Source organism: Vibrio sp. 10N.261.54.A5, from assembly GCF_041471145.1.
Taxonomy (GTDB): domain Bacteria; phylum Pseudomonadota; class Gammaproteobacteria; order Enterobacterales; family Vibrionaceae; genus Vibrio; species Vibrio crassostreae_C.
Genome location: NZ_JBFRNU010000024.1, coordinates 73,102 through 92,681 on the forward strand (window position 1 = coordinate 73,102; position 19,580 = coordinate 92,681).

Here is a 19,580-nt window from a genome sequence, read left to right on the forward strand (position 1 = left end):
AAAGTGAATCAGGAATTAAAACTCGGTATGAGCTGAGAACAGTTGCTGATGCATTTTCTGCGCAAGATCATCAGTCATCGATGAAATGTAATCGGCTATCACGCGCGTTTTTCGAGACTCATCTTGATGTTGTAGCCATTGCTTCTTGATGGGCAGTGGCAGCAAGCGTTCAGGATCTGCGCTGAATGCTTCAAACATATCCATGATGATCTGTTGACCTTTGTATTCGATGACCTGAACCTGTGGCACTTGAATAACGAACTCGCTGACAAAGTGTTTCAGCTTATCGAGTGTGCCGTCCATGCTCGGCTCGAGCACCGCATTGTAAGCCAACAGTACATTCTCAAAGTTAGCCTCCACTCGCTTAATCGAGATACTGGTCAACAGTGCGTTGACTATCCCACCAATCGCATCCTTTCGACGATACTGTTCACCAGAGAAAAGCATCTCTGTAATTGAATCTAGGTGTTCACAAATCCATGGGTCGGCCATCTCTTTCAGTTGAGGGTAAGCCGATTCGACCCACTGAGCTTTGGTCACAGAGCCAAGCACAATCGCATCTTCTAAATCGTGCACGCCATACGCGATGTCGTCAGCAAGTTCCATGATCGAACAATCCAGTGACTTATATTTGGTCTTGTTGTGCTCAAGTGGCTCGGTATGCGTTTTTCTTTTCTGTTTTAGGAGCTGTTGGTCGCTGCTTGAAAGCGGTTCAAGCACCCAGTTAAACAACTCTTCATCATGATCGTAGATGCCTTTTGCTGGCATCCAATCTTTAGCTCGGAGTTGTCGTTGATGCTTAACGGGTTCAGACTGCAATTTAGCTTGAACCTCACTCAGCAGAGAAGGGTACTTAATTAGACCTAACAAAGTGCGTCGAGATAGGTTCATCCCGTGATGTTCAGTGTAAGGTTCTAGCTGTGTGACTATGCGAAACGTTTGAGCGTTGCCCTCAAAGCCGCCGTGGTCGCGCATCATGTAGTTGAGTGCGACTTCGCCGCCATGTCCATAGGGTGGATGACCGATGTCGTGAGCCAAACACAGTGAATCAATCAAACTGTCTGAGGGTAATAGGTCTCGAAATTCGGGCTGCTTTTTCTTCAGTTGAGCGACGATACCGGTGCCAAGCTGAGCGGCCTCAAGAGAGTGGGTAAGGCGCGTTCGGTGAAAGTCGTTGACCGTGGTGCCATGGATCTGGGTTTTCGCTTGTAAGCGACGGAAAGCAGCAGAGTGAAGCACGCGCGCACGGTCACGCTGATACGGGCTGCGGTGGTCATCCCGTCTTATTTTATGTTCATCGTCATTTCGATGCTGCCATTCTTGTTCGAGTACAAAGGGTGGTTCGAGTTGAGAATTCAAAATAGCACCTATCAAATTGATTTTATTTAGCTAATTAAAAACAACTTATACCCAGCTAGCTTATCTCGTCTAGTGATAATTCAAAGCTCGGTGCGAATGTGGTGAGAAAGTAGTCCATTTCTGGGCTTTTGCGTTGTTCGAGTGTCTCTTCCAATCGGCGCTTGGCTTGCTCGTATTCATGATTGCCCGCACTGAGCTCTTCCAAGCATTTCAGGTACGCACAGATAGTATCTGCCTGCTTGACGATGCTTTGCTCTTCTTTACTCGCAGTACCAGATATTAAGAAGGGGGCGAAGTCGTCTCTGAACTCTTCTGGCAACATCGAAAGCAGTCTTTGTTCTGCCGCGGCTTCTATCTTCTTATACTCTTGTGCAATATCCGGGTTGTAGTATTTAACTGGCGTTGGCAAATCACCCGTCAGTACCTCACTGGTGTCGTGGTACATGCCAAGCAGAGCAATGTGCTCGGGGTTAAGCTGACCATCAAACTTCTTGTTTTTGATCAGTGCCAAGGCGTGTGCCACGAAAGCAACCTGTAGGCTATGTTCCGAAATGTTCTCGCTTGATACCGAACGCATCAGGGGCCAGCGTTGAATTAGCTTCATGCGTGCGAGATGGGCAAAGAAATGGCTCTGTTTCATAAATGTCCTTATAGTACCAATCGTAGTAAATAACTGGTCATCCTAGCTTGTTAAAAAACTCGATAACTATGTTAGAATTTTTGATTGTAGAATAACTACTTATCGAAGCTGCTTGTCGAAAATAGCTGCCTTGTTCTCAAGCTTTTTCCCTACGCTATTTCTGAACACTTACTTACTGTGATTGGTATAAACAATACTCCACTCGTATCTTGTGTTTGCACAGGGATACGAGACAGCGGATACAAAAAAGGCTCCTAAACAGGAGCCTTTTAAGCATAGAAGTGAATGAATACAAGTTAAAGTCTTTTAAAACAGCAAATTGTAGCCATCTTTCTTTGTGCTCATTAACCTTCGATGAGGTCGTCTTGGCTGTAAGTCTGTAAGAAGCGCTCTAAACGACCAATTGCGATTTCTAGATCTTCGATGTGCGGCAGAGTCACGATACGGAAGTGATCCGGTTTCGGCCAATTGAAGCCCGTACCTTGAACCAATAGCACCTTCTCTTGCTTAAGGAAGTCGAGTACAAACTTCTGATCGTCTTTGATGTTGTACATGTTGGTGTCGATTTTAGGGAACAGGTACATTGCACCTTTCGGTTTCACACAAGAAACGCCAGGGATCTTGTTGATCAGTTCCCATGCACGGTCACGCTGTTCAAGCAGTCGACCGCCTGGAAGAATCAGCTCATTGATACTCTGATAGCCACCGAGTGCGGTTTGGATAGCGTGTTGCATCGGAACGTTGGCACACAAACGCATTGAGGCCAGCATTTCTAGCCCTTCTACATAGCCTTTCGCTAGGTGTTTAGGGCCTGTTAAGAACATCCAACCACCACGGAAACCACATACACGGTAAGCTTTAGATAGGCCGTTGAACGTGACCATTAATACGTCTTCAGCAAGCGTTGCCACTGAAGTGTGTACCGCACCGTCGTAAAGTACTTTGTCGTAGATTTCATCGGCGAAGATGATCAAACCGTGCTCACGAGCAATCTCAACCACTTGTAATAGGAAATCACGGCTGTATACCGCGCCTGTTGGGTTGTTCGGGTTGATAAGAACGATGCCGCGCGTCTTTGGTGAGATCTTCGCGCGCATGTCGTCTAAATCTGGATACCAATCAGCATCTTCATCACACATGTAGTGAACCGGTGTACCACCAGAAAGCGCAACAGACGCTGTCCATAGTGGGTAATCCGGAGCGGGAACTAAGATTTCATCACCATTATCCAGTAGCGCTTGCATAGACATAACGATAAGCTCTGATGCGCCGTTACCAATGTAAACGTCTTCTACATCAAGGTTACGTAGGCCTTTTTTCTGGTAGTGCTGAACAACCGCTTTGCGGGCTGAATAGATGCCTTTTGAGTCGCAGTAACCTTGAGATGTCGGTAGGTTACGGATTACGTCAACAAGGATTTCATCAGGGGCGTCAAAACCAAATGGGGCGGGGTTACCAATATTAAGCTTCAGTATTTTATGCCCTTCTTCTTCCATGCGCTTAGCATGTTTGAGTACAGGTCCCCTGATTTCGTAGCATACGCTGTTGAGTTTTGACGACATCCCGATATTTTGCATTGCCGATTTCCTGAAATTAATTTAAATACTTTATTAAAGTACCGCAAAATGGCGTTTGATAGAATAAAAATCTGATGAATGTCGCATTTCAGTATCACGTTTAGCCTTTTTGTTGTCACTCTTTTCTAAATTTTAATTAATCGCTTTCTTGGTTATTGGCTAAGATGAATAAAGGGGCGGGATCGCTTAAAATCACAGGAATGTTGAAAAGATATAGTACATTCTTGATCTAAGTGGGTACTGCCCATAAAGTATCAAACTAATATAATAATAATTTAGATGTGAACGAGGTCGATTTGTCACATTTCCAGCAAACTATCTCCGCTTTGATTGAGCGAGTACAAAATGCCCAAGCAAGCGAAGTTCGTTGTGTTGAAGTTCTAACGCAAAAACCATCGTTTGCATTTATAGAATGGCTTCATGCTCAACCGCTCTTTCCTAAGTTCTACTGGCAGTCACGCGACACTCGTGAAGAGGTTGTTGCGCTCGGACAGTTACATACGTTTTCAGATCCTGCACCCGCGTACGCTATTCTTGGTGAAGACCAACGAATCTGGGGTGGACGCTCGTTTGATGGGCACACCGCAAAGAACCGTCGCTGCATGGAGTCGTTTTTCTTCCTTCCTCAGGTTGAATTGATCCGCTTTGACAATACTTGGTCGCTGGCGGTTAATTTGTCCCCTGATCGCGTTTCTTCTATTAATGCTTTGAATAAGCTTTCTGTAGAAGCCGCGATATTGGCGCCTTTGTCTGCCCATATTGAACAGATCAATCACGTTCCAGAAAGAGAGCAGTGGGGCAACCTTGTCGATAAAGTGCTGCAAGGCATTAGCGATGAAGAGTACAAAAAAGTCGTTTTAGCACGTAAAACCACACTGCAACTCGATGCGCCTATCTGCGCAGCTCAATTACTTAAAGCCAGCTATCTGCAAAATCACCACAGTTTCCACTTTATGTTGGTGCTGGATTCTAAACACAGTTTCATTGGCTCGACACCAGAGCGCTTATATAGCCGACATGGTACGGAGCTTGATACCGAGGCGCTTGCTGGAACCATTGGTCGCGGAGAGAACGCTACTGAGGATATGGAACTGGCCAACTGGCTTTCTCAAGACAGCAAAAACCTCAATGAGAACCAGTATGTGGTCGACGACATCATTGAGCGTCTCACTCCTCATTCTCAAACGGTCCATGTTGAAAAGGATGCGCGTCTAGTGCGCTTGCGTAAGGTGCAGCATTTGAAGCGCAATATCCATGCTCAGCTCAACAATGGCGTTAATGGGGTGCAGTTGCTTGCTGCCTTACAGCCAACTGCTGCGGTGGCGGGTTTACCTCGTAAAGAGGCGATGGATTTCATTCTTGAACACGAACCGTTTGCACGAGGTTGGTATGCAGGCTCTGTAGGCTATATCAGTCATCAGCGAGCGGAATTCTGCGTGGCGATTCGAAGCGCCTTGATTGTAAACGATCAAGTACAACTGTTTGCTGGCGCGGGGATCGTGCCGGGATCGGTTGCCGAACATGAGTGGCAAGAGCTGAATAAGAAGATGTCGACTCTGCTCAGTCTCATTTCTGATCACCCACCATTAGGTGTGGCGTCATGAATCACGACCAAGCTGTATTAAATAGAGTTTGGTGTCACACGTTACTTGAAGAGCTTGCACGCAATGGCGTTGAACATGTTTGTGTTGCTCCGGGCTCTCGCTCAACGCCGCTAACTCTCGAAGCTGAAGCCAACTCCAAGTTAACCTTACACACGCACTTTGATGAGCGTGGTCTTGGGTTTTTAGCTTTAGGCTTAGCAAAGGCTAGCAACAAACCGGTTGCGGTGATTGTGACATCAGGAACCGCTGTGGCGAATTTGCTTCCTGCGACGGCTGAATCTGGGCTGACACGAGAGAAGCTGATCTTGCTAACCTCTGATAGGCCCATCGACTTGGTCGACTGTGGTGCCAATCAAGCGATTCAGCAGCATGGTATCTTTTCTTCCCATGTAGAAAGTGCTTTAAACCTGCCAAGCCCAACCACACAGATTTCATTGAATTGGCTTCTAACATCGGTTGATAGCGCGCTTGCGAAACAACGCAATGTTGGCGGTGCGATTCATATCAATTGTCCGTTCCCAGAGCCGCTCTATTCTAAGAGTAGTGCTGAGATGTATGCGGATTATACAAAGAGCGTGGCAGCTTGGAGAGCTTCAACCTGCCTTTACTCGAACACTTATTTGCCCAGTCATTTAATCGCTCAGCCTGTCTCAGCAAGTGATTATGTCGCTCGTAAAGGCGCAGTGATTATTGGTTCTATCGAGAATGAAGCCGCAATTAAAGCCAAGCAGTTTGCGACAGCTTTGGGCTGGCCAGTATTCTGTGACCCTCAATCGGGTGTCAGTAGTGACTGGAAACACTATGATTTATGGATGCAAAGTGACGCAGCCAAAGCACAGCTTAGTCAGTGTGATTTTATTATCCAGTTTGGTGAGCGCATCGTATCTAAGCATCTTAACCAATGGGTAAAAGAACAAGCTGCCACATTTTGTTCATCGCAGTACATCGTTGTTTCACCAGATGCACATCGTATTAATCAAGATCATCTGCCTCAAACTCATATTGTCGCTGATATCGAACATTGGTTATCAGAGCAACATCTACCAACGCTGTTGGGAGAACATGCTGGCTGGGCGGCATCTTTGGCGGAAGTCGCGAATACGGTTCAGCAGTTAGCGTTGGCGCAAATCTCTAATAACGACCAACTGACAGAGTTGAGCGTTGCCGTTGACTTGTCGTCTAGACTTAAGGGCAGAGAGCTTTTTGTGGGAAATAGCTTGATGGTAAGGCTGGTGGATATGCTGTCATCAATCTCTGCGACTCAAGTCTACAGCAACCGCGGTGCATCGGGCATTGATGGCTTGGTGGCGACGGCTGCGGGAGTGATAAAAGCCAACCAGAATCCTTTGATGATGCTGATTGGTGACACCTCTTTGTTGTACGACCTAAATTCGCTGGCGCTACTTACTCACAGCACAACACCAATGGTTATTGTGGTTACCAATAACGATGGTGGGGCAATCTTTGATTTTTTGCCGGTTCCTGAGCAACAAAAACAGTCTCTATATCAAATGCCTCATGGTTTCAGTTTTGAACACGCTGCTGCGCAGTTCCAACTTGGTTATGCGGCGCCAGAAACTTTGAATTGCTATCAAAACATTATCGAACAACATTTCGAACAGGGTCAGGGTACCTTGCTCGTTGAAGTTAAGACGCCTCCCGAACAAGCGTCTACTTTGCTGAAACAATTCAGTTCAATGCTCACCGAGGCATTAGCCTAAGGACTTTACATGCTTTACTCCAATTATTACCCAGCTGTACAAGAACCTTCCGACAAACCTTTGCTTGTTTTTTTACATGGTTTACTCGGAAGCGGGGATGATTGGAGTGCATGTCATCCATTCCTCGAGAATTTTCCTCTCCTTTGCATCGATTTACCCGGACACGGACAAAGTCGCTTTATCGATCCGGTAGGGTTTGATCATTGCTGCAAGAAAATTGTCCAGTGCATCTCAGCTCAATTGGCGCTAAACGATCTTCCTGCTGATTACCCTATCGTGGTGATTGGCTACTCTATGGGAGGCAGGCTCGCCATGTATGGGGTGACAAGCCCTTGCTTCGAAACACTCAACCTAGAGAAAGTCATCATTGAAGGTGGCAACTTTGGCTTGGAATGTGATGAAGAAAGAGCACAGAGGTTAGTACATGATACGCAGTGGGCTGTTCGCTTTGCGCAGCAGTCGATTGAAGATGTTTTAGACGATTGGTATCAACAAAGCGTCTTTTCTTCACTAAATCATGAGCAAAGACAAACTTTGGTCATAAAGCGTAGTGGTAACCTTGGAGTATCCGTAGCAAATATGTTGTTATCTACTTCGTTAGCTAAGCAACCGGATTTACGTGCCACATTGAAATCTCATGAGCATTTATTGCATTATGTGTGTGGAGAAAAAGATCGTAAATTCATGGATCTAGCTGAGAATAGTGGCTTTGAATATAGTCAGGTCGACTACGCTGGTCATAATGTTCATTTTGAGCAACCAGAGTTGTTTTCAAACTTGATCATCCAATGTATCGCCAGTCGTCGCTAATCTGACTGAGCGGATCTCTAGTCTCAAGCACTATCAAAAGCAGAGCAACACCGTCACGACTACTTGTTAGTCGTGGTCTCTAATAGAACAATGGGAATCACCATGGCTAAAACAGTAGGCATCACAGAAGAAGAACTTTACGCGGCAGTTAACTGGAGCGATGAAAGCAGTCAATTTGAAGATATTCAGTACCACAAGTCTGACGACGGTATTGCGAAAATCACGATTGCGCGTCCTCAAGTCCACAATGCGTTCCGTCCACAAACCGTAAAAGAGATGATCAATGCACTGGCTGATGCTCGTTATGACGAGAAAGTTGGCGTAATCATTTTGACTGGTCTTGGTGAGAAGGCGTTCTGTTCTGGTGGTGACCAAAGTATCCGTGGTGACTACGGCGGTTACCAAGATGACTCAGGTACGCACCACTTGAATGTACTTGATTTCCAACGTCAAATTCGTACTTGTCCAAAACCAGTTATCGCAGCGGTATCGGGTTGGGCAGTCGGTGGCGGTCATGTACTTCACATGATGGCAGACCTTACTATTGCAGCTGAAAACGCGCAGTTCGGTCAGACGGGTCCTAAAGTGGGTTCTTTCGATGGCGGTTGGGGTGCTTCTTACATGGCTCGTATCGTTGGTCAAAAGAAAGCACGTGAAATCTGGTTCTTGTGCCGCTTCTACGATGCACAAGAAGCACTGGACATGGGCCTTGTAAACACCGTTGTTCCTGTTGCTGACCTAGAAAAAGAGACAGTTCGTTGGTGTCGTGAAGTGCTTCAACACAGCCCAATGGCACTGCGTTGCTTGAAAGCGGCACTGAACGCTGACTGTGATGGTCAAGCAGGCTTACAAGAGTTGGCTGGTAACGCAACCATGATGTTCTACATGACAGAGGAAGGCCAAGAAGGCCGCAACGCATTCAACGAGAAACGTCGACCGGACTTCGACAAGTTCCCGCGTAATCCATAGTCTTTCTCCTCTTCAAAATGAGTCGCTAATAGCGGCTCGTTTTGTTTTGATGTTCCCCGTTTTTTAGGAAACTTTATGAACTCAGTGAATTCTCAGCGTCACGCTAAACTTTACCGTTATCAATTACCTATGGATAGTGGTGTGGTTCTTCGTGACAATAAGTTGAACGAACGTGTTGGCTATATCATCCAACTTGAGTGTGATGGTAAAACTGGTTTTGGCGAAGTTGCGCCTTTGCCCGGTTTTAGCCAAGAAGATGCCGAACAAGCTGGCATTCAGCTTCAACACGAATTAGAGCTTTGGAGCCACAATAAGCCTCAAACGCCTTTCGACGAGCTGTATCCTTCTGTCGCGTTTGGCTTTTCAATGGCGATGATGGAATTGCGAGGCGATCTTAACGCTCAAGGTAACTACCAAGCGGCGCCTTTGTGTACAGGCGATCCAGATGAACTGATTCCTGTATTGAATGAGATGGTAGGCGAGAAGGTCGCGAAAGTGAAAGTCGGCCTCTACGAAGCGATTCGCGATGGCATGTTGGTTAGCTTATTCCTTGAGTCGATCCCTGATTTGACTCTAAGACTTGATGCCAACCGTGCGTGGAAGCCAGAGAAAGCGAAGCAATTCATTAAATACATTTCGCCGTCAATGCGCCAGCGTATAAGCTTTATCGAAGAGCCTTGCCAAAAGCCAGAAGACAGTTTGGCCTTTGCCATTGACCATGGTGTGGCGATTGCGTGGGACGAGACACTGCAAGAAGCGGTGCGCAGCCCGGAATTTGATCTTAGCGACCTTACTGGTGTTAAAGCAGTCGTGATCAAGCCAACTCTTATTGGTTCTGTCGAGCGTTGCGTGGCAATCATTGAGCGAGCACAGAAGCTTGGAATGAAACCTGTATTGAGCTCAAGCATTGAGTCGAGCCTAGGTCTGACTCAGATTGCTCGTCTGGCGCAGCAATATTTGCCAAATGAAGTGCCGGGGTTGGATACGATTGGCTTGTTCAAGCAGCAGCTAGAGGTTTCTTGGCCGGGCTGTCAGTTGCCTGTCTCTACGCTTGAAAAGCAACAATTGATTTGGTCTTCTTAGACCGAGCTATTTGAATGGCTATTTAGTTAGCTTAACAAGTTCTTAATCTATTTTTGGTTATCATATGATGCGCCCACAATCTAATCATCCCCCGCTCTGGGTAAAGTGGGCGCAGCAAAACCCACTTCAACCAGCGTTAGTGACCACTCACCGCACTTATACTTGGCAGCAAATGTTTGTGTTGGTTAGTGAGTACCAACAACAGCTATCTCATCAAGGCCTATCTGAAGGTGATGTACTGACGATTGTTGGTAAGAATCAAGCTGAAGTGATCCCTGTTTATCTTGCCGCACTCAATTTGGGTGTGGTTTGTGCGTTTACGATGCCTCAGCCTAGTTTACGCCTGAAGCAAAAGCTCGATTCCTTATATCAAGCAGATCAACAGAGCTACCTTTGGCTCTTGGGCAATAGCGGAATAGAGCAATCAGAGACTGCCGATTTGAATACTCAGTTGGTGACCTTGCCTTGCCTAAGTGAACTGAAGTTTGATGGTGATGATGAGCAGATAACGACACCTCAAGAATCCAATTTCAATCCGCAAAATCTAGCGAGCATCGTATTCACTTCAGGTTCTACCGGAAACCCAAAAGCGGTCGCTCATACACTTGAGCAGCACCTATGCTCTGCGTCAGGGCTGCTTGAGGTGTTTCGTTATCAACAAGGTGACACGTGGTTACTGAGTTTACCTATGTACCATGTGTCGGGGCTGGCGATAGTTCATCGTTGGTTGGCGGCTGGTGGTTGCATCAAAATAGGCACAGGTCAGCTTGAAACCGATATAGAAGAATGCAGTCATGCTTCATTGGTCGCTACTCAACTACATCGATTGTTAAAGAGTAAGCAAGCACTTACTTTAACGCATGTACTTTTGGGTGGTAGTCATATACCAGAAGCACTTGGGCTCGAAGCTCAACAAATGGGCATCGAAACATGGCTTGGATACGGCATGACTGAAGCGGCTTCAACCGTGACCGCGAAGCCCGTTGATGCCGGCAGCACCGCCGGTTTTGTCCTTAACCATCGCCAGCTAAAAATTGAAGAACAACGTATCTTTATTGGTGGCGAGACGCTCGCGTCCGGGTATTACTATCAAGGTAACTTAACGCCATTAGTTGATAAGAGCGGTTGGTTTGATAGCAAAGATCTTGGTGAGTGGCTTGGCGAACAAGTGTCGATTATTGGCCGTGCCGACAACCAGTTTATTTCTGGTGGTGAGAACATTCATTGCGAAGAAATTGAGCGAGTACTCAATCAATTGTCTGAGGTTAATCAGGCTTTTATTGTTCCCATTGAAGATGATGAGTTCGGATTTCGACCTGCAGCGATTGTCGATTGTGCTGAGTTGCCAACCAAAGAGTGGTTTATCGAGCAGTTAACTGGTCGTCTTGAACGGTTCAAATTTCCTATTGAGTATTATCGAATGCCTCAGCAGGAACAACATGGTATTAAGGTTTCGCGCGCTGGATTGGCGCAGTGGTTACAGCAGACCCGTTCTAAATAGAGCGAAGAGCAATAAAATGAAGCGCAATACACGGTGACTAGTCGTAATTGCGCTTCAGGGGGTTGTGACGGTGGTGAAGCCGTCACAAATTCTTACTGTTTTATCTGGTCATTAAGGGTTTTATCTTTCCAGCTGGTTGTTTAGCTTAAGCGAGTGCCTTCTTCATTTGTTCAGCGACTTTATCTACCTTACCTAGACCAATGATAACTTGTAGACCACCTTTCCCAACCGGTACCACACCTGCCGCACCGAGTTTCTTCAGTTTCTCGCTGTCTGCTGCACCTGAGTCTTTCACAGTTAAGCGTAGACGAGTAATACAGTTATCGACTTCTAGAATGTTGTCTGCACCGCCAACCGCTTCAATGTAGCTGTTGGTTAGGTTAGCCAATGCTTCTGGCGTTTCAGTTTCTTTTTCTGCTTCCATCTCTTCACCACGACCTGGAGTACGTAGGTTGAACTTGATGATAGCGAAGCGGAAAATACCGTAGTAAAGCGCGAAGAACACCACACCTTGAACCAGTAGCATGTACCAGTTAACCGCGAGTGGGTTTTGGCTTGATAGTACTAGGTCAACGAAACCAGCAGAGAAGCCGAAGCCTGCCATCCATTCCATGCTTGCTGCAATGTAAAGCGATAGGCCTGTTAATACTGCGTGCAGTAGGAACAACACGGGTGCTAGGAACATGAAGCTGAATTCTAGTGGCTCTGTGATACCCGTGAAGAATGAAGCCATAGCTGCCGCAAGCATGATTGCGAATACTTGGTTTTTGTTTTTCGCATCAGAACAGTGATACATCGCCAATGCTGCTGCTGGTAGGCCAAACATCATGATAGGGAAGAAGCCCGCTTGGTACATGCCAGTTTTACCTGGAATACCCGTACCGTTAGCGATAGATTGCGCGCCGCCTAAGAAGTTTGGAATGTCGTTAATACCAACAACGTCGAACCAGAACACAGGGTAAAGAGCGTGGTGCATACCTACTGATAGGAACAAACGGTTGAAGAAACCAAACAGACCAGCACCCACCGCACCCATGCTTTCTAGTTTAATACCCAGAACGATCAGAGCGTCGTAAACAGCTGGCCAGATGTAAAGTAGAGCAAAAGAGAGAGCCATACCTGCGATTGAGGTCAGGATAGGAACCAAACGCTTACCGCTGAAGAACGCTAGAGCTTGAGGAAGTTCAACCGTTGAGTAGCGGTTGTAGATCTCAGCAGAGATGATACCCACAATGATACCTACGAATTGGTTGCTGATTTTGCCAAATGCCGCAGGCACTTCACTGAGTTCAACATCCATTAACTGAGCAACAGAGCCCGGAGCAAGTAGCGTGGTGACGACGAGGAACATCACAAAGCCAGACAGTGCCGCAGAACCATTCTTATCACGGCTCAAACCAAATGCGACACCCACCGCGAATAGAACCGCCATGTTGTCGATGATCGCGCCACCAGATTTGATCAAGAATGCGGCTAAGATACTTTCAGAACCCCAACCAACAGGATCCAACCAATAGCCGATCCCCATAAGGATTGCTGCAGCTGGCAGTGTGGCTACGGGAACCATCAATGCCTTACCTACTTTTTGCATATACCCGAGTATATTCATATGTGCCCCTAAGTTTGTAATTAATTTTTTTAATGTTTCTGCTCGTCAACGTATGGAGTCAAATATTGATCGAGGCAGGATTTTAAGTAACTGCGGTTATTAAAAACTTATTTCTTGATGCAAACAAACGAAACGGGTAGTAGTATGAATTAAAATTTTTAATGCATGAGTTCGTATGGCTAACCATCAATCTTTACTTAGAAATCTTCATACTTTTAATGTTGCTGCAGAGAAAATGAGCTTTACGCTAGCGGCTAGAAAGTTGCATTTGACTCAGGGAGCCGTTAGCCATCGAATCAAAGTGTTAGAAGGTGAACTCGGATTTAACTTGTTTGTGCGAGGGACTCGTAAACTGGAACTAACGGAAGAAGGTCAGCGCTTTCAACGAACGTTATCCAAGTCGTTAAGCTCTATTTTTGGTGAGATCGAAGACATTACCAACACAGACTTGTATGGACAGATCAATATCGGTACCAGTCCTGCATTTGCCAACAGTTGGTTACTGCCGAGGTTGGCTGATTTTAAACAGCGATACCCAAAGTTTAATCTCAATATTTTCTCGCAAGAAGAGCAGGATTTTCATCAAAATCATCTCGATGTCGCTATTTACTATGGTGCTGAAAATCTCAAAGACATGCATCGACAGCGCCTGTTTGGTGAAAAGTATATTCCGGTATGTACACCGAGTTACGCGGCTGAACACGACATCTTTGATGATGGCTTAGAATCGCTGCACCGGATTAATTTCATTCATGCACTAGGGTCAGATGTATGGCAGCGTTGGATTAAACACCACGGCTTAGATGTGAACTTGTTTGAGCAATTTTACTGTGTGAGCCACCGGGATATGGGCGTAAGAAGTGCCCTCAGCAATATCGGTGTCGCGATGGGGCGCTATCATTTTGTTAAGCAGTATGTTCAGACTGGTGAGCTGATAACACCTTATCCGAGCATGGATACAGACCAAGGGTATGACTTAATCTGCCCGCTAGGCACGGAAAAACGCCCTAAGGTAAGAACCTTTATTAAGTGGTTAGAAGGGCAGTTGCGCTAGGTTAGTTAATTTAGCAATTAGATAGTTCAAAACAGAATTTATTATCTTTATAACCATCCATCATAATAAGCCATATAAATAACGGATTATAGAATAAGGTCTTATTATGAAAATTGCCCTCACCATTGCGGTTTTACTGCAGATAGGCCAAGCAATCATCTCGTCAGGGTTGACTCGTTCGTTGGCTGAGCTCACCGCATTTGTGTTGGTTGTGGTACTTGTTTTAATGAAAAGAGAGAGCAAGAAGAGTGATAAGCCCCTGTTTGATTCGTGATTGTTACAACAAAGAATACCCTTACCACAAACGATAAAGGCAAAGCCCATTGGAGCTTTGCCTTTTTGTTTTGTTGCTCGCTAACTTGAGTGTCTAGTTCACCGAACAAACATCTAAAGCGTTTCTATGCGGGCTAAGCGAGAGTTAACCACGCCAATGAACCCGTTGAGATCATGACCCACATTGTAATACCAAACATCAGTGGTTTCGGCCCTGCCGCTTTTAACTTCTCAACTGAAATACCACAGCCAATTAAGAACAAACACACGACCAGTGCTCGCTTAGACACATCAAAGATTCCTTGATAGACCATCTCAAATTGTGGCAGTAAGTCACTCACCGCGATAGCGGCGCAATAGAAGAAAATGAAGTAGGGAACCGTAATCTTCTTTTGATCGTTCTTGAAGATCATCGCACTAATTAAAGCGATAGGGATGATCCAAAGTGCGCGAGCGAGCTTCAATGTTGTCGCTGTCGTCAGTGCTTCTTCGCCATACGCTGAAGCTGCACCTACTACAGAAGACGTATCGTGAATCGCTATCGCTGCCCAAGTACCAAATGTTTGTTGGCTGAGCTCAAACGCGTGACCAATCATCGGGAATAAGAATAGAGCAACCGAGTTCAACACGAATACGGTGGCTAATGCCAAGCCAATCTGTTCATCGTCTGCTTTGATCGCGGGTGCCACTGCTGCTATCGCGCTACCACCACAAATCGCGGTACCAGAAGATATAAGATAGCCCGTAGTGCGGTCTAGCCCCATTTGTTTCGCCAAGAACCAACCAATGACTAATGTACCGATAATCGTCGTTACAATGAGCCCAATACCATCGCCTGTTACTGCTAATGCTTTTTCAAACTGAATACCAAAACCCAAGCCAACAATAGAGTAGGCCAGTAGCTTTTTGGTAAGCTTGCCGACTTCCAAGTGTTCAGGGACTAATCCTAAACTAGCAAGCAGGAAACCGATAACCAGGGCTGTCGGTGAGCTAACCCAAGGCGTTAAGCAAAACAGTGCAGCAAGATAAAATGGAACGGACTTTTTTAGGTTCATTGTATTTAGAGTCTTGTTTTGTTGTGGCGTTATTGTGATGAGACCACTATACGTTCAATAAAATGATAAGTAAGTCTAAATGAATTGAACAAACGTTAAGGAAAACTTAACGCTTGTTCAACTGATATGAATAAAGGGCTGGTTAACTAGCGTAATGATCCGCGAAGGTCAGAGACTGACTGTCGAAGCGTTTCACAAGAGGCTTGTTTAGGTGAAATCGGCTCGCCAGCTTCTATCTCTAGCTTAGTCCAGAAGCGAGTGGGTAACCCTTTGCAGGCACGGCCTTTGTAACGACTAAAGTAGCTACCCCATAATCCTTTAAGAGCCATAGGAATCACTGGGACAGGGGAACGTTTGATGATCAGCTCCATACCACGCATGAACTCAGCCATTTCGCCATCAGAGGTGAGCTTTCCTTCTGGGAAAATACACACGATGTGATCTTCATGCAGGGCACGCTCTACTTCTTTGAAAGCGTTTCGAATCGAGTTGCGGTTGGTCGCGGAGATTGGAATCACCCCAGCTCTTTTCAAGAAGCGTCGAATTGGCGGCAACTTGGTGTAATCCTCTTCCATCACAAAACGGATCAAGCGAGGGCAAACCGCACTCAGCAGCAGTGCATCCATATAACTCACATGGTTGCAGACAATCAACGCACCGCCCTTTTCTGGCAGGTGATGTAAGTTCTTATGTTTAACTCTGTACATGGTGTGAGTGACCACCCACGTAAAGAAGCGGAAAGCGTAGATAGGCACCTGATAAAACAGGTACAGCATCACCAAAGTGTTGCCCACTGCGAGCAAGATAAACAGCTGCGGAATTGAAAGATCTAGAACACTAAGGCAAACAATACCTAATACCGCACTTCCCACCATGAACAGTGAGTTGTAGATATTGAGCCCGGCAATCACTTGGGCACGCTCGTCGGGCTTGGCACGTAACTGCATCAGTGAATACAGAGGAACAATAAAGACACCACCAGAGATACCCAGAAGCAGAAGGTAAGCAAACAGTGGCCACAGCTCTGAGTAGGTTACGAATTGATGGAAAGAACTAAAGTCAGGCAAAGACTCCGGGATGGATATCGCCATCAGAAGACCGAAGATCGAGATACCTAAGCTGCCCATTGGCACGATGCCGATTTCAATTCGGTGATTAGATAACTTATCACAAGCTAAAGAGCCGATTGCAATGCCTACCGAGAATAGTGCCAGTAAAAAGGCGACGGAGCTTTCAGTGCCGTTTAGATGCAGTTTAGTGAAGTTGGGAAACTGAGTTAGGTAAGCCGCACCAAGGAACCAGAACCAGCTGATAGACATCAGAGCTTGAAAGGTCGGGCGATCTTTTTTTGCAATCGCCAGTGTCGCGCGGGTCAGTTTTACAGGTTGCCACTTTACTTTAAGGTCTGGTGCATTACTTGGCGCTTGTGGGATAAACCAGCTTGATACATAGCCAAGCACGGCGAACGAAACAATACACACCGCAGCAATGAGCTTCGCGCCTTCTTCAGATGCAATGATGCCTGCGCCGAGAGTACCAATCAGGATCGCTAAGAATGTACCTGTCTCGACGAGAGCGTTACCAGATACCAGTTCTTTTGTTTCTAATTGTTGTGGAAGCAGGGCGTATTTCACCGGGCCAAAGAAAGCACTCTGCGTTCCCATAAGGAACAGGAGCAGAAGTAATATTCCGTAGCTTTCGTAGATGAATCCGATCGCACCCAGTGACATGATCACTACTTCGAGGAGCTTAACTTTACGGATAAACCACGATTTTTCGTATTTGTCGGCCAGTACACCAGCCAAAGCTGAAAATAGGAAGAAGGGCAGAATAAAAAGGCCAGCGGCCAAATTAATGAATAGATTGCTGGAAATAGGCAGCGTGTCTACGCTTGCGAAAGCAACAAACAGTAACAGGACATTTTTGAATATGTTGTCGTTAAAGGCTCCTAGAAATTGGGTAATAAAGTAGGGTAGGAACCTTTTTTGCGTTAACAGCGAAGATTGGCTGCTGTTGTTCATTGTCTTTCCTTGGATGATTACCAGTTGGTTAAGTAGTTTGAGACTAGGTTATTGATCAGCTCTTTACCATCAATAGGCTCAGAGGCGAAAAATTTATCATCAACGCTAAGTAGAGTAATTCCGTGTACTCCAGACCATAATACACGGCTGGCTTTAACGACTTCGCTTTTCGTATGTTCAGGAGCAATCGCTACTAGCAACTGTTCTAGCATGCCTGTCATTCTATCGATGCGGTTCGATTGCCATTCAGGAAGGTTTTCACCGTTCATGTTGTGCTCAAAGATAAGCTGCCAACGGTGAGGGTGTCTCTGTGCAAAATCGTGGTAGCAGTAGGCAAGGTTGAATAGAGCTTGTTGAGGGTTGCTCGATTGTTCAACAGTTGCAGCGGATTCTGACGCCAGTTCATCTAATGTTTGAGCGACCACATGCAAAAGCAGTAGGTTGTAATTACCAAATACATTTACTAAGGTACTTGGAACGTAACCAATCATATTGGCGATTTTACGTAGACTTAGCTCGTGATAAGAGTGCTCTTCTAAGAAGTCGGTCACCGTTTTTAAGGTTAATTGCACTAATTGTTCGCGAGTATGATCGTTTCGTCTTGCCATGGGTACTTTCTATTAAATGAACATCGTTCAATATTTTAATGCTGCCCCAGAGTGCCGTCAATCCCTTCGCTAGTTTAGTAATCAATTAATAGCCGCAATATTATGATACATGTGTAAACACGGTGAACATTTCATTGTTCTTTGTTAACGAGTATGATTAAGGTGTCGAAAGATAAAAAACCTATAAAGGATAATAATGAAACGATTTTTCTCACTAGTCGCGATCCTGTTGGTAACAGTCGCGGTGACGCCAATCGCGGAAGCGAAAAAGTTTGGTGGTGGTAAGTCATTTGGCAAAAGCTTTAAAACGGCTCCAGCACCAAAACAACAAAACACGAATTCGATCCGTCAAGATCAAACAGGTAAGAACACAGCAGCTAACTCTAGCAAGAAAGGCCTTATGGGCGGTCTGCTAGGTGGCTTACTTGCTGGTGGTCTTTTAGCTGCATTCTTTGGTGGCGCATTTGAAGGTATCCAGTTCATGGATATTCTGATTATGGGTCTGATTGCTTTCCTAGCGTTTAAATTCCTACGCGGAATGTTGGGCGCGAAGCAGGGCTCAATGAATCAGCAGAATGCACGTGGCCAACAGCCAGCATTCGGCGGCATGGGTCAGAACAAGTTTGAACAACCTAAGCAACAACCAAATGTTCATAACTTCGAGCAAACACAACCTCAATCACAAGGCGCTGCTGGTGGTTTCGGTTTTGGTGCACAAAGCGATGTTCCACATAACTACCCACCGGGCTTTGATCAAGCGGCATTCATCAATGGTTCTCGTGAGCACTACCGTACACTGCAAGGTGCATGGAATCACAACGAGCTAAACACGATTGAAGAATACGTATCTCCAAGCCTATTTGAAGACCTAAAAGCTGAGCGTAATAAGCTAGACGGTGATCAGCACACAGACGTAATGTACGTTGATGCTGAAATCGTTCGCGCAGACCACGATGGTAGCAAAGCACAGCTAAGCCTTCAGTTTAGCGGTCGTTACCGTGACACAGCGGATGGCGTTGAAGAAGATATCACTGATATCTGGCATCTAGAGCGTGACCTAACAACTAACAATGCACCTTGGTTAATTGTTGGTATTCAAGGTTAATTCCAGGATTTAACTCAACATCAATAGGATGTAGTTATTCGGAATAACACCAAATAATAGAAAGCCCCTGCTGAGAAATCAGCAGGGGCTTTTTTGCGTCTAATGATATGTATCTTAGTTAAAGATTGGATTAACCTGAGACTAACTAACTGATTTTATTTGGATGTAATGAGTAATGACAAAGTTCTTTGAACCCGTATTGGAGCCTGAGGTTACTTTGCAGCAGAAACAGATAATTGCGAACGAATGCGAAGAACATGTATCGAGCAATTGTTTAGGCTGCGCTGCTTATCTGGTTTGTGAGCGTCATGCTGAAGTATGGGATCACTGATGTTTGAATGATTTAGCTCGATTAGTTATTTGTAGTAGCGGGTTAGTGTTTAGGAAGTTGAGGGTTGTTTTAGAAGACACGTTTAGTAAGAGATAAAGCTCAGAAACGAAAAAAGCCAACTCAATGAGTTGGCTTTTCGATTTTCCAATTAAGGAGAATATGGTGGAGGGAGACGGATTCGAACCATCGAAGGCAGTGCCGGCAGATTTACAGTCTGCTCCCTTTGGCCACTCGGGAACCCCTCCAGGGTGTGTCTTACT

The 19,580-nt window shown here is 45.7% G+C and carries 16 protein-coding genes and 1 tRNA gene; 9 read left to right on the forward strand and 8 right to left on the reverse strand.

Features of this window, described 5'->3' with window-relative positions:
* Positions 1-15: 15 nt before the first annotated feature.
* The 3 genes from AB4329_RS08145 to AB4329_RS08155 form a co-directional block, all read right to left on the reverse strand.
* Positions 16-1,359, reverse strand: coding sequence for an anti-phage deoxyguanosine triphosphatase (locus tag AB4329_RS08145; protein ID WP_372137985.1), 1,344 nt, complete (start codon positions 1,357-1,359; stop codon positions 16-18).
* 55 nt (positions 1,360-1,414) lie between these two features.
* Positions 1,415-1,999: a 5'-deoxynucleotidase gene (yfbR, locus tag AB4329_RS08150; protein ID WP_017060613.1), complete on the reverse strand. Its 585-nt coding sequence runs from the start codon at positions 1,997-1,999 to the stop codon at positions 1,415-1,417.
* A 344-nt stretch (positions 2,000-2,343) separates the two neighbouring features.
* Positions 2,344-3,576: a pyridoxal phosphate-dependent aminotransferase gene (locus tag AB4329_RS08155; protein WP_017060166.1), complete on the reverse strand. Its 1,233-nt coding sequence runs from the start codon at positions 3,574-3,576 to the stop codon at positions 2,344-2,346.
* Between the two features lie 296 nt (positions 3,577-3,872).
* Here AB4329_RS08155 and AB4329_RS08160 point away from each other — a divergent pair, with 296 nt between their 5' ends.
* The 6 genes from AB4329_RS08160 (at position 3,873) to menE (ending at position 11,264) form a co-directional block, all read left to right on the forward strand.
* Positions 3,873-5,180, forward strand: coding sequence for an isochorismate synthase MenF (locus tag AB4329_RS08160; protein WP_065583685.1), 1,308 nt, complete (start codon positions 3,873-3,875; stop codon positions 5,178-5,180).
* Complete coding sequence (gene menD, locus AB4329_RS08165; protein ID WP_372137987.1) at positions 5,177-6,901, forward strand: 2-succinyl-5-enolpyruvyl-6-hydroxy-3-cyclohexene-1-carboxylic-acid synthase; 1,725 nt, start codon at positions 5,177-5,179, stop codon at positions 6,899-6,901. Before AB4329_RS08160 ends, menD begins: the two co-directional genes overlap by 4 nt.
* Before the next feature lie 9 nt (positions 6,902-6,910).
* Positions 6,911-7,711: a 2-succinyl-6-hydroxy-2,4-cyclohexadiene-1-carboxylate synthase gene (gene menH, locus AB4329_RS08170; protein ID WP_017076764.1), complete on the forward strand. Its 801-nt coding sequence runs from the start codon at positions 6,911-6,913 to the stop codon at positions 7,709-7,711.
* A gap of 102 nt (positions 7,712-7,813) precedes the next feature.
* Positions 7,814-8,680: a 1,4-dihydroxy-2-naphthoyl-CoA synthase gene (gene menB / locus AB4329_RS08175; protein WP_029222208.1), complete on the forward strand. Its 867-nt coding sequence runs from the start codon at positions 7,814-7,816 to the stop codon at positions 8,678-8,680.
* 75 nt (positions 8,681-8,755) lie between these two features.
* The gene (gene menC, locus AB4329_RS08180; RefSeq protein ID WP_017060171.1) at positions 8,756-9,763 is read left to right on the forward strand and encodes an o-succinylbenzoate synthase; all 1,008 of its coding nucleotides are present in this window, start codon (positions 8,756-8,758) and stop codon (positions 9,761-9,763) included.
* A gap of 64 nt (positions 9,764-9,827) precedes the next feature.
* Positions 9,828-11,264 carry an o-succinylbenzoate--CoA ligase gene (menE, locus tag AB4329_RS08185; protein ID WP_372137989.1) on the forward strand — a complete coding sequence of 479 codons (1,437 nt, stop codon included), beginning with the start codon at positions 9,828-9,830 and terminating at the stop codon, positions 11,262-11,264.
* Positions 11,265-11,409: 145 nt separating this feature from the next.
* Here menE and nagE read toward each other — a convergent pair whose 3' ends face one another.
* Complete coding sequence (gene nagE, locus AB4329_RS08190) at positions 11,410-12,855, reverse strand: N-acetylglucosamine-specific PTS transporter subunit IIBC (RefSeq protein WP_017064077.1); 1,446 nt, start codon at positions 12,853-12,855, stop codon at positions 11,410-11,412.
* Between the two features lie 193 nt (positions 12,856-13,048).
* Here nagE and AB4329_RS08195 point away from each other — a divergent pair, with 193 nt between their 5' ends.
* Positions 13,049-13,927, forward strand: coding sequence for a LysR substrate-binding domain-containing protein (locus AB4329_RS08195; RefSeq protein WP_017064076.1), 879 nt, complete (start codon positions 13,049-13,051; stop codon positions 13,925-13,927).
* Between the two features lie 106 nt (positions 13,928-14,033).
* Positions 14,034-14,201 (forward strand): hypothetical protein, encoded by a 168-nt coding sequence (locus AB4329_RS08200; RefSeq protein WP_017060175.1) that lies wholly within the window; start codon positions 14,034-14,036, stop codon positions 14,199-14,201.
* Positions 14,202-14,334: 133 nt separating this feature from the next.
* Here AB4329_RS08200 and AB4329_RS08205 read toward each other — a convergent pair whose 3' ends face one another.
* The 3 genes from AB4329_RS08205 to AB4329_RS08215 all read right to left on the reverse strand — a co-directional run bounded on the left by AB4329_RS08205 (position 14,335) and on the right by AB4329_RS08215 (position 17,884).
* The gene (locus tag AB4329_RS08205; RefSeq protein ID WP_372137991.1) at positions 14,335-15,255 is read right to left on the reverse strand and encodes a YeiH family protein; all 921 of its coding nucleotides are present in this window, start codon (positions 15,253-15,255) and stop codon (positions 14,335-14,337) included.
* A gap of 146 nt (positions 15,256-15,401) precedes the next feature.
* A complete protein-coding gene (locus AB4329_RS08210; RefSeq protein WP_102393521.1) occupies positions 15,402-17,276 on the reverse strand; it encodes an MFS transporter in 1,875 nt (624 codons plus the stop codon).
* Positions 17,277-17,293: 17 nt separating this feature from the next.
* Positions 17,294-17,884, reverse strand: a complete 591-nt coding sequence (locus AB4329_RS08215; RefSeq protein WP_048613073.1) for a TetR/AcrR family transcriptional regulator — start codon at positions 17,882-17,884, stop codon at positions 17,294-17,296.
* A gap of 196 nt (positions 17,885-18,080) precedes the next feature.
* Between AB4329_RS08215 and AB4329_RS08220 the strand changes: the two genes are divergently transcribed.
* Complete coding sequence (locus AB4329_RS08220; RefSeq protein WP_017068945.1) at positions 18,081-18,989, forward strand: Tim44 domain-containing protein; 909 nt, start codon at positions 18,081-18,083, stop codon at positions 18,987-18,989.
* 491 nt (positions 18,990-19,480) lie between these two features.
* On the opposite strand, the gene AB4329_RS08225 is transcribed toward AB4329_RS08220, so the two are convergent.
* Positions 19,481-19,565, reverse strand: a tRNA-Tyr gene (locus AB4329_RS08225).
* Positions 19,566-19,580 lie beyond the last annotated feature (15 nt).

Bases quoted from the DNA above. Each gene is read 5' to 3' on its own strand.
- yfbR (WP_017060613.1), bottom strand. From the start codon at position 1,999: ATGAAACAGAGCCATTTCTTTGCCCATCTCGCACGCATGAAGCTAATT.
- AB4329_RS08155 (WP_017060166.1), bottom strand. From the start codon at position 3,576: ATGCAAAATATCGGGATGTCGTCAAAACTCAACAGCGTATGCTACGAA.
- menD (WP_372137987.1), top strand. From the start codon at position 5,177: ATGAATCACGACCAAGCTGTATTAAATAGAGTTTGGTGTCACACGTTA.
- menH (WP_017076764.1), top strand. From the start codon at position 6,911: ATGCTTTACTCCAATTATTACCCAGCTGTACAAGAACCTTCCGACAAA.
- menB (WP_029222208.1), top strand. From the start codon at position 7,814: ATGGCTAAAACAGTAGGCATCACAGAAGAAGAACTTTACGCGGCAGTT.
- menC (WP_017060171.1), top strand. From the start codon at position 8,756: ATGAACTCAGTGAATTCTCAGCGTCACGCTAAACTTTACCGTTATCAA.
- menE (WP_372137989.1), top strand. From the start codon at position 9,828: ATGATGCGCCCACAATCTAATCATCCCCCGCTCTGGGTAAAGTGGGCG.
- nagE (WP_017064077.1), bottom strand. From the start codon at position 12,855: ATGCAAAAAGTAGGTAAGGCATTGATGGTTCCCGTAGCCACACTGCCA.
- AB4329_RS08195 (WP_017064076.1), top strand. From the start codon at position 13,049: ATGGCTAACCATCAATCTTTACTTAGAAATCTTCATACTTTTAATGTT.
- AB4329_RS08200 (WP_017060175.1), top strand. From the start codon at position 14,034: ATGAAAATTGCCCTCACCATTGCGGTTTTACTGCAGATAGGCCAAGCA.
- AB4329_RS08205 (WP_372137991.1), bottom strand. From the start codon at position 15,255: ATGAACCTAAAAAAGTCCGTTCCATTTTATCTTGCTGCACTGTTTTGC.
- AB4329_RS08210 (WP_102393521.1), bottom strand. From the start codon at position 17,276: ATGAACAACAGCAGCCAATCTTCGCTGTTAACGCAAAAAAGGTTCCTA.
- AB4329_RS08215 (WP_048613073.1), bottom strand. From the start codon at position 17,884: ATGGCAAGACGAAACGATCATACTCGCGAACAATTAGTGCAATTAACC.
- AB4329_RS08220 (WP_017068945.1), top strand. From the start codon at position 18,081: ATGAAACGATTTTTCTCACTAGTCGCGATCCTGTTGGTAACAGTCGCG.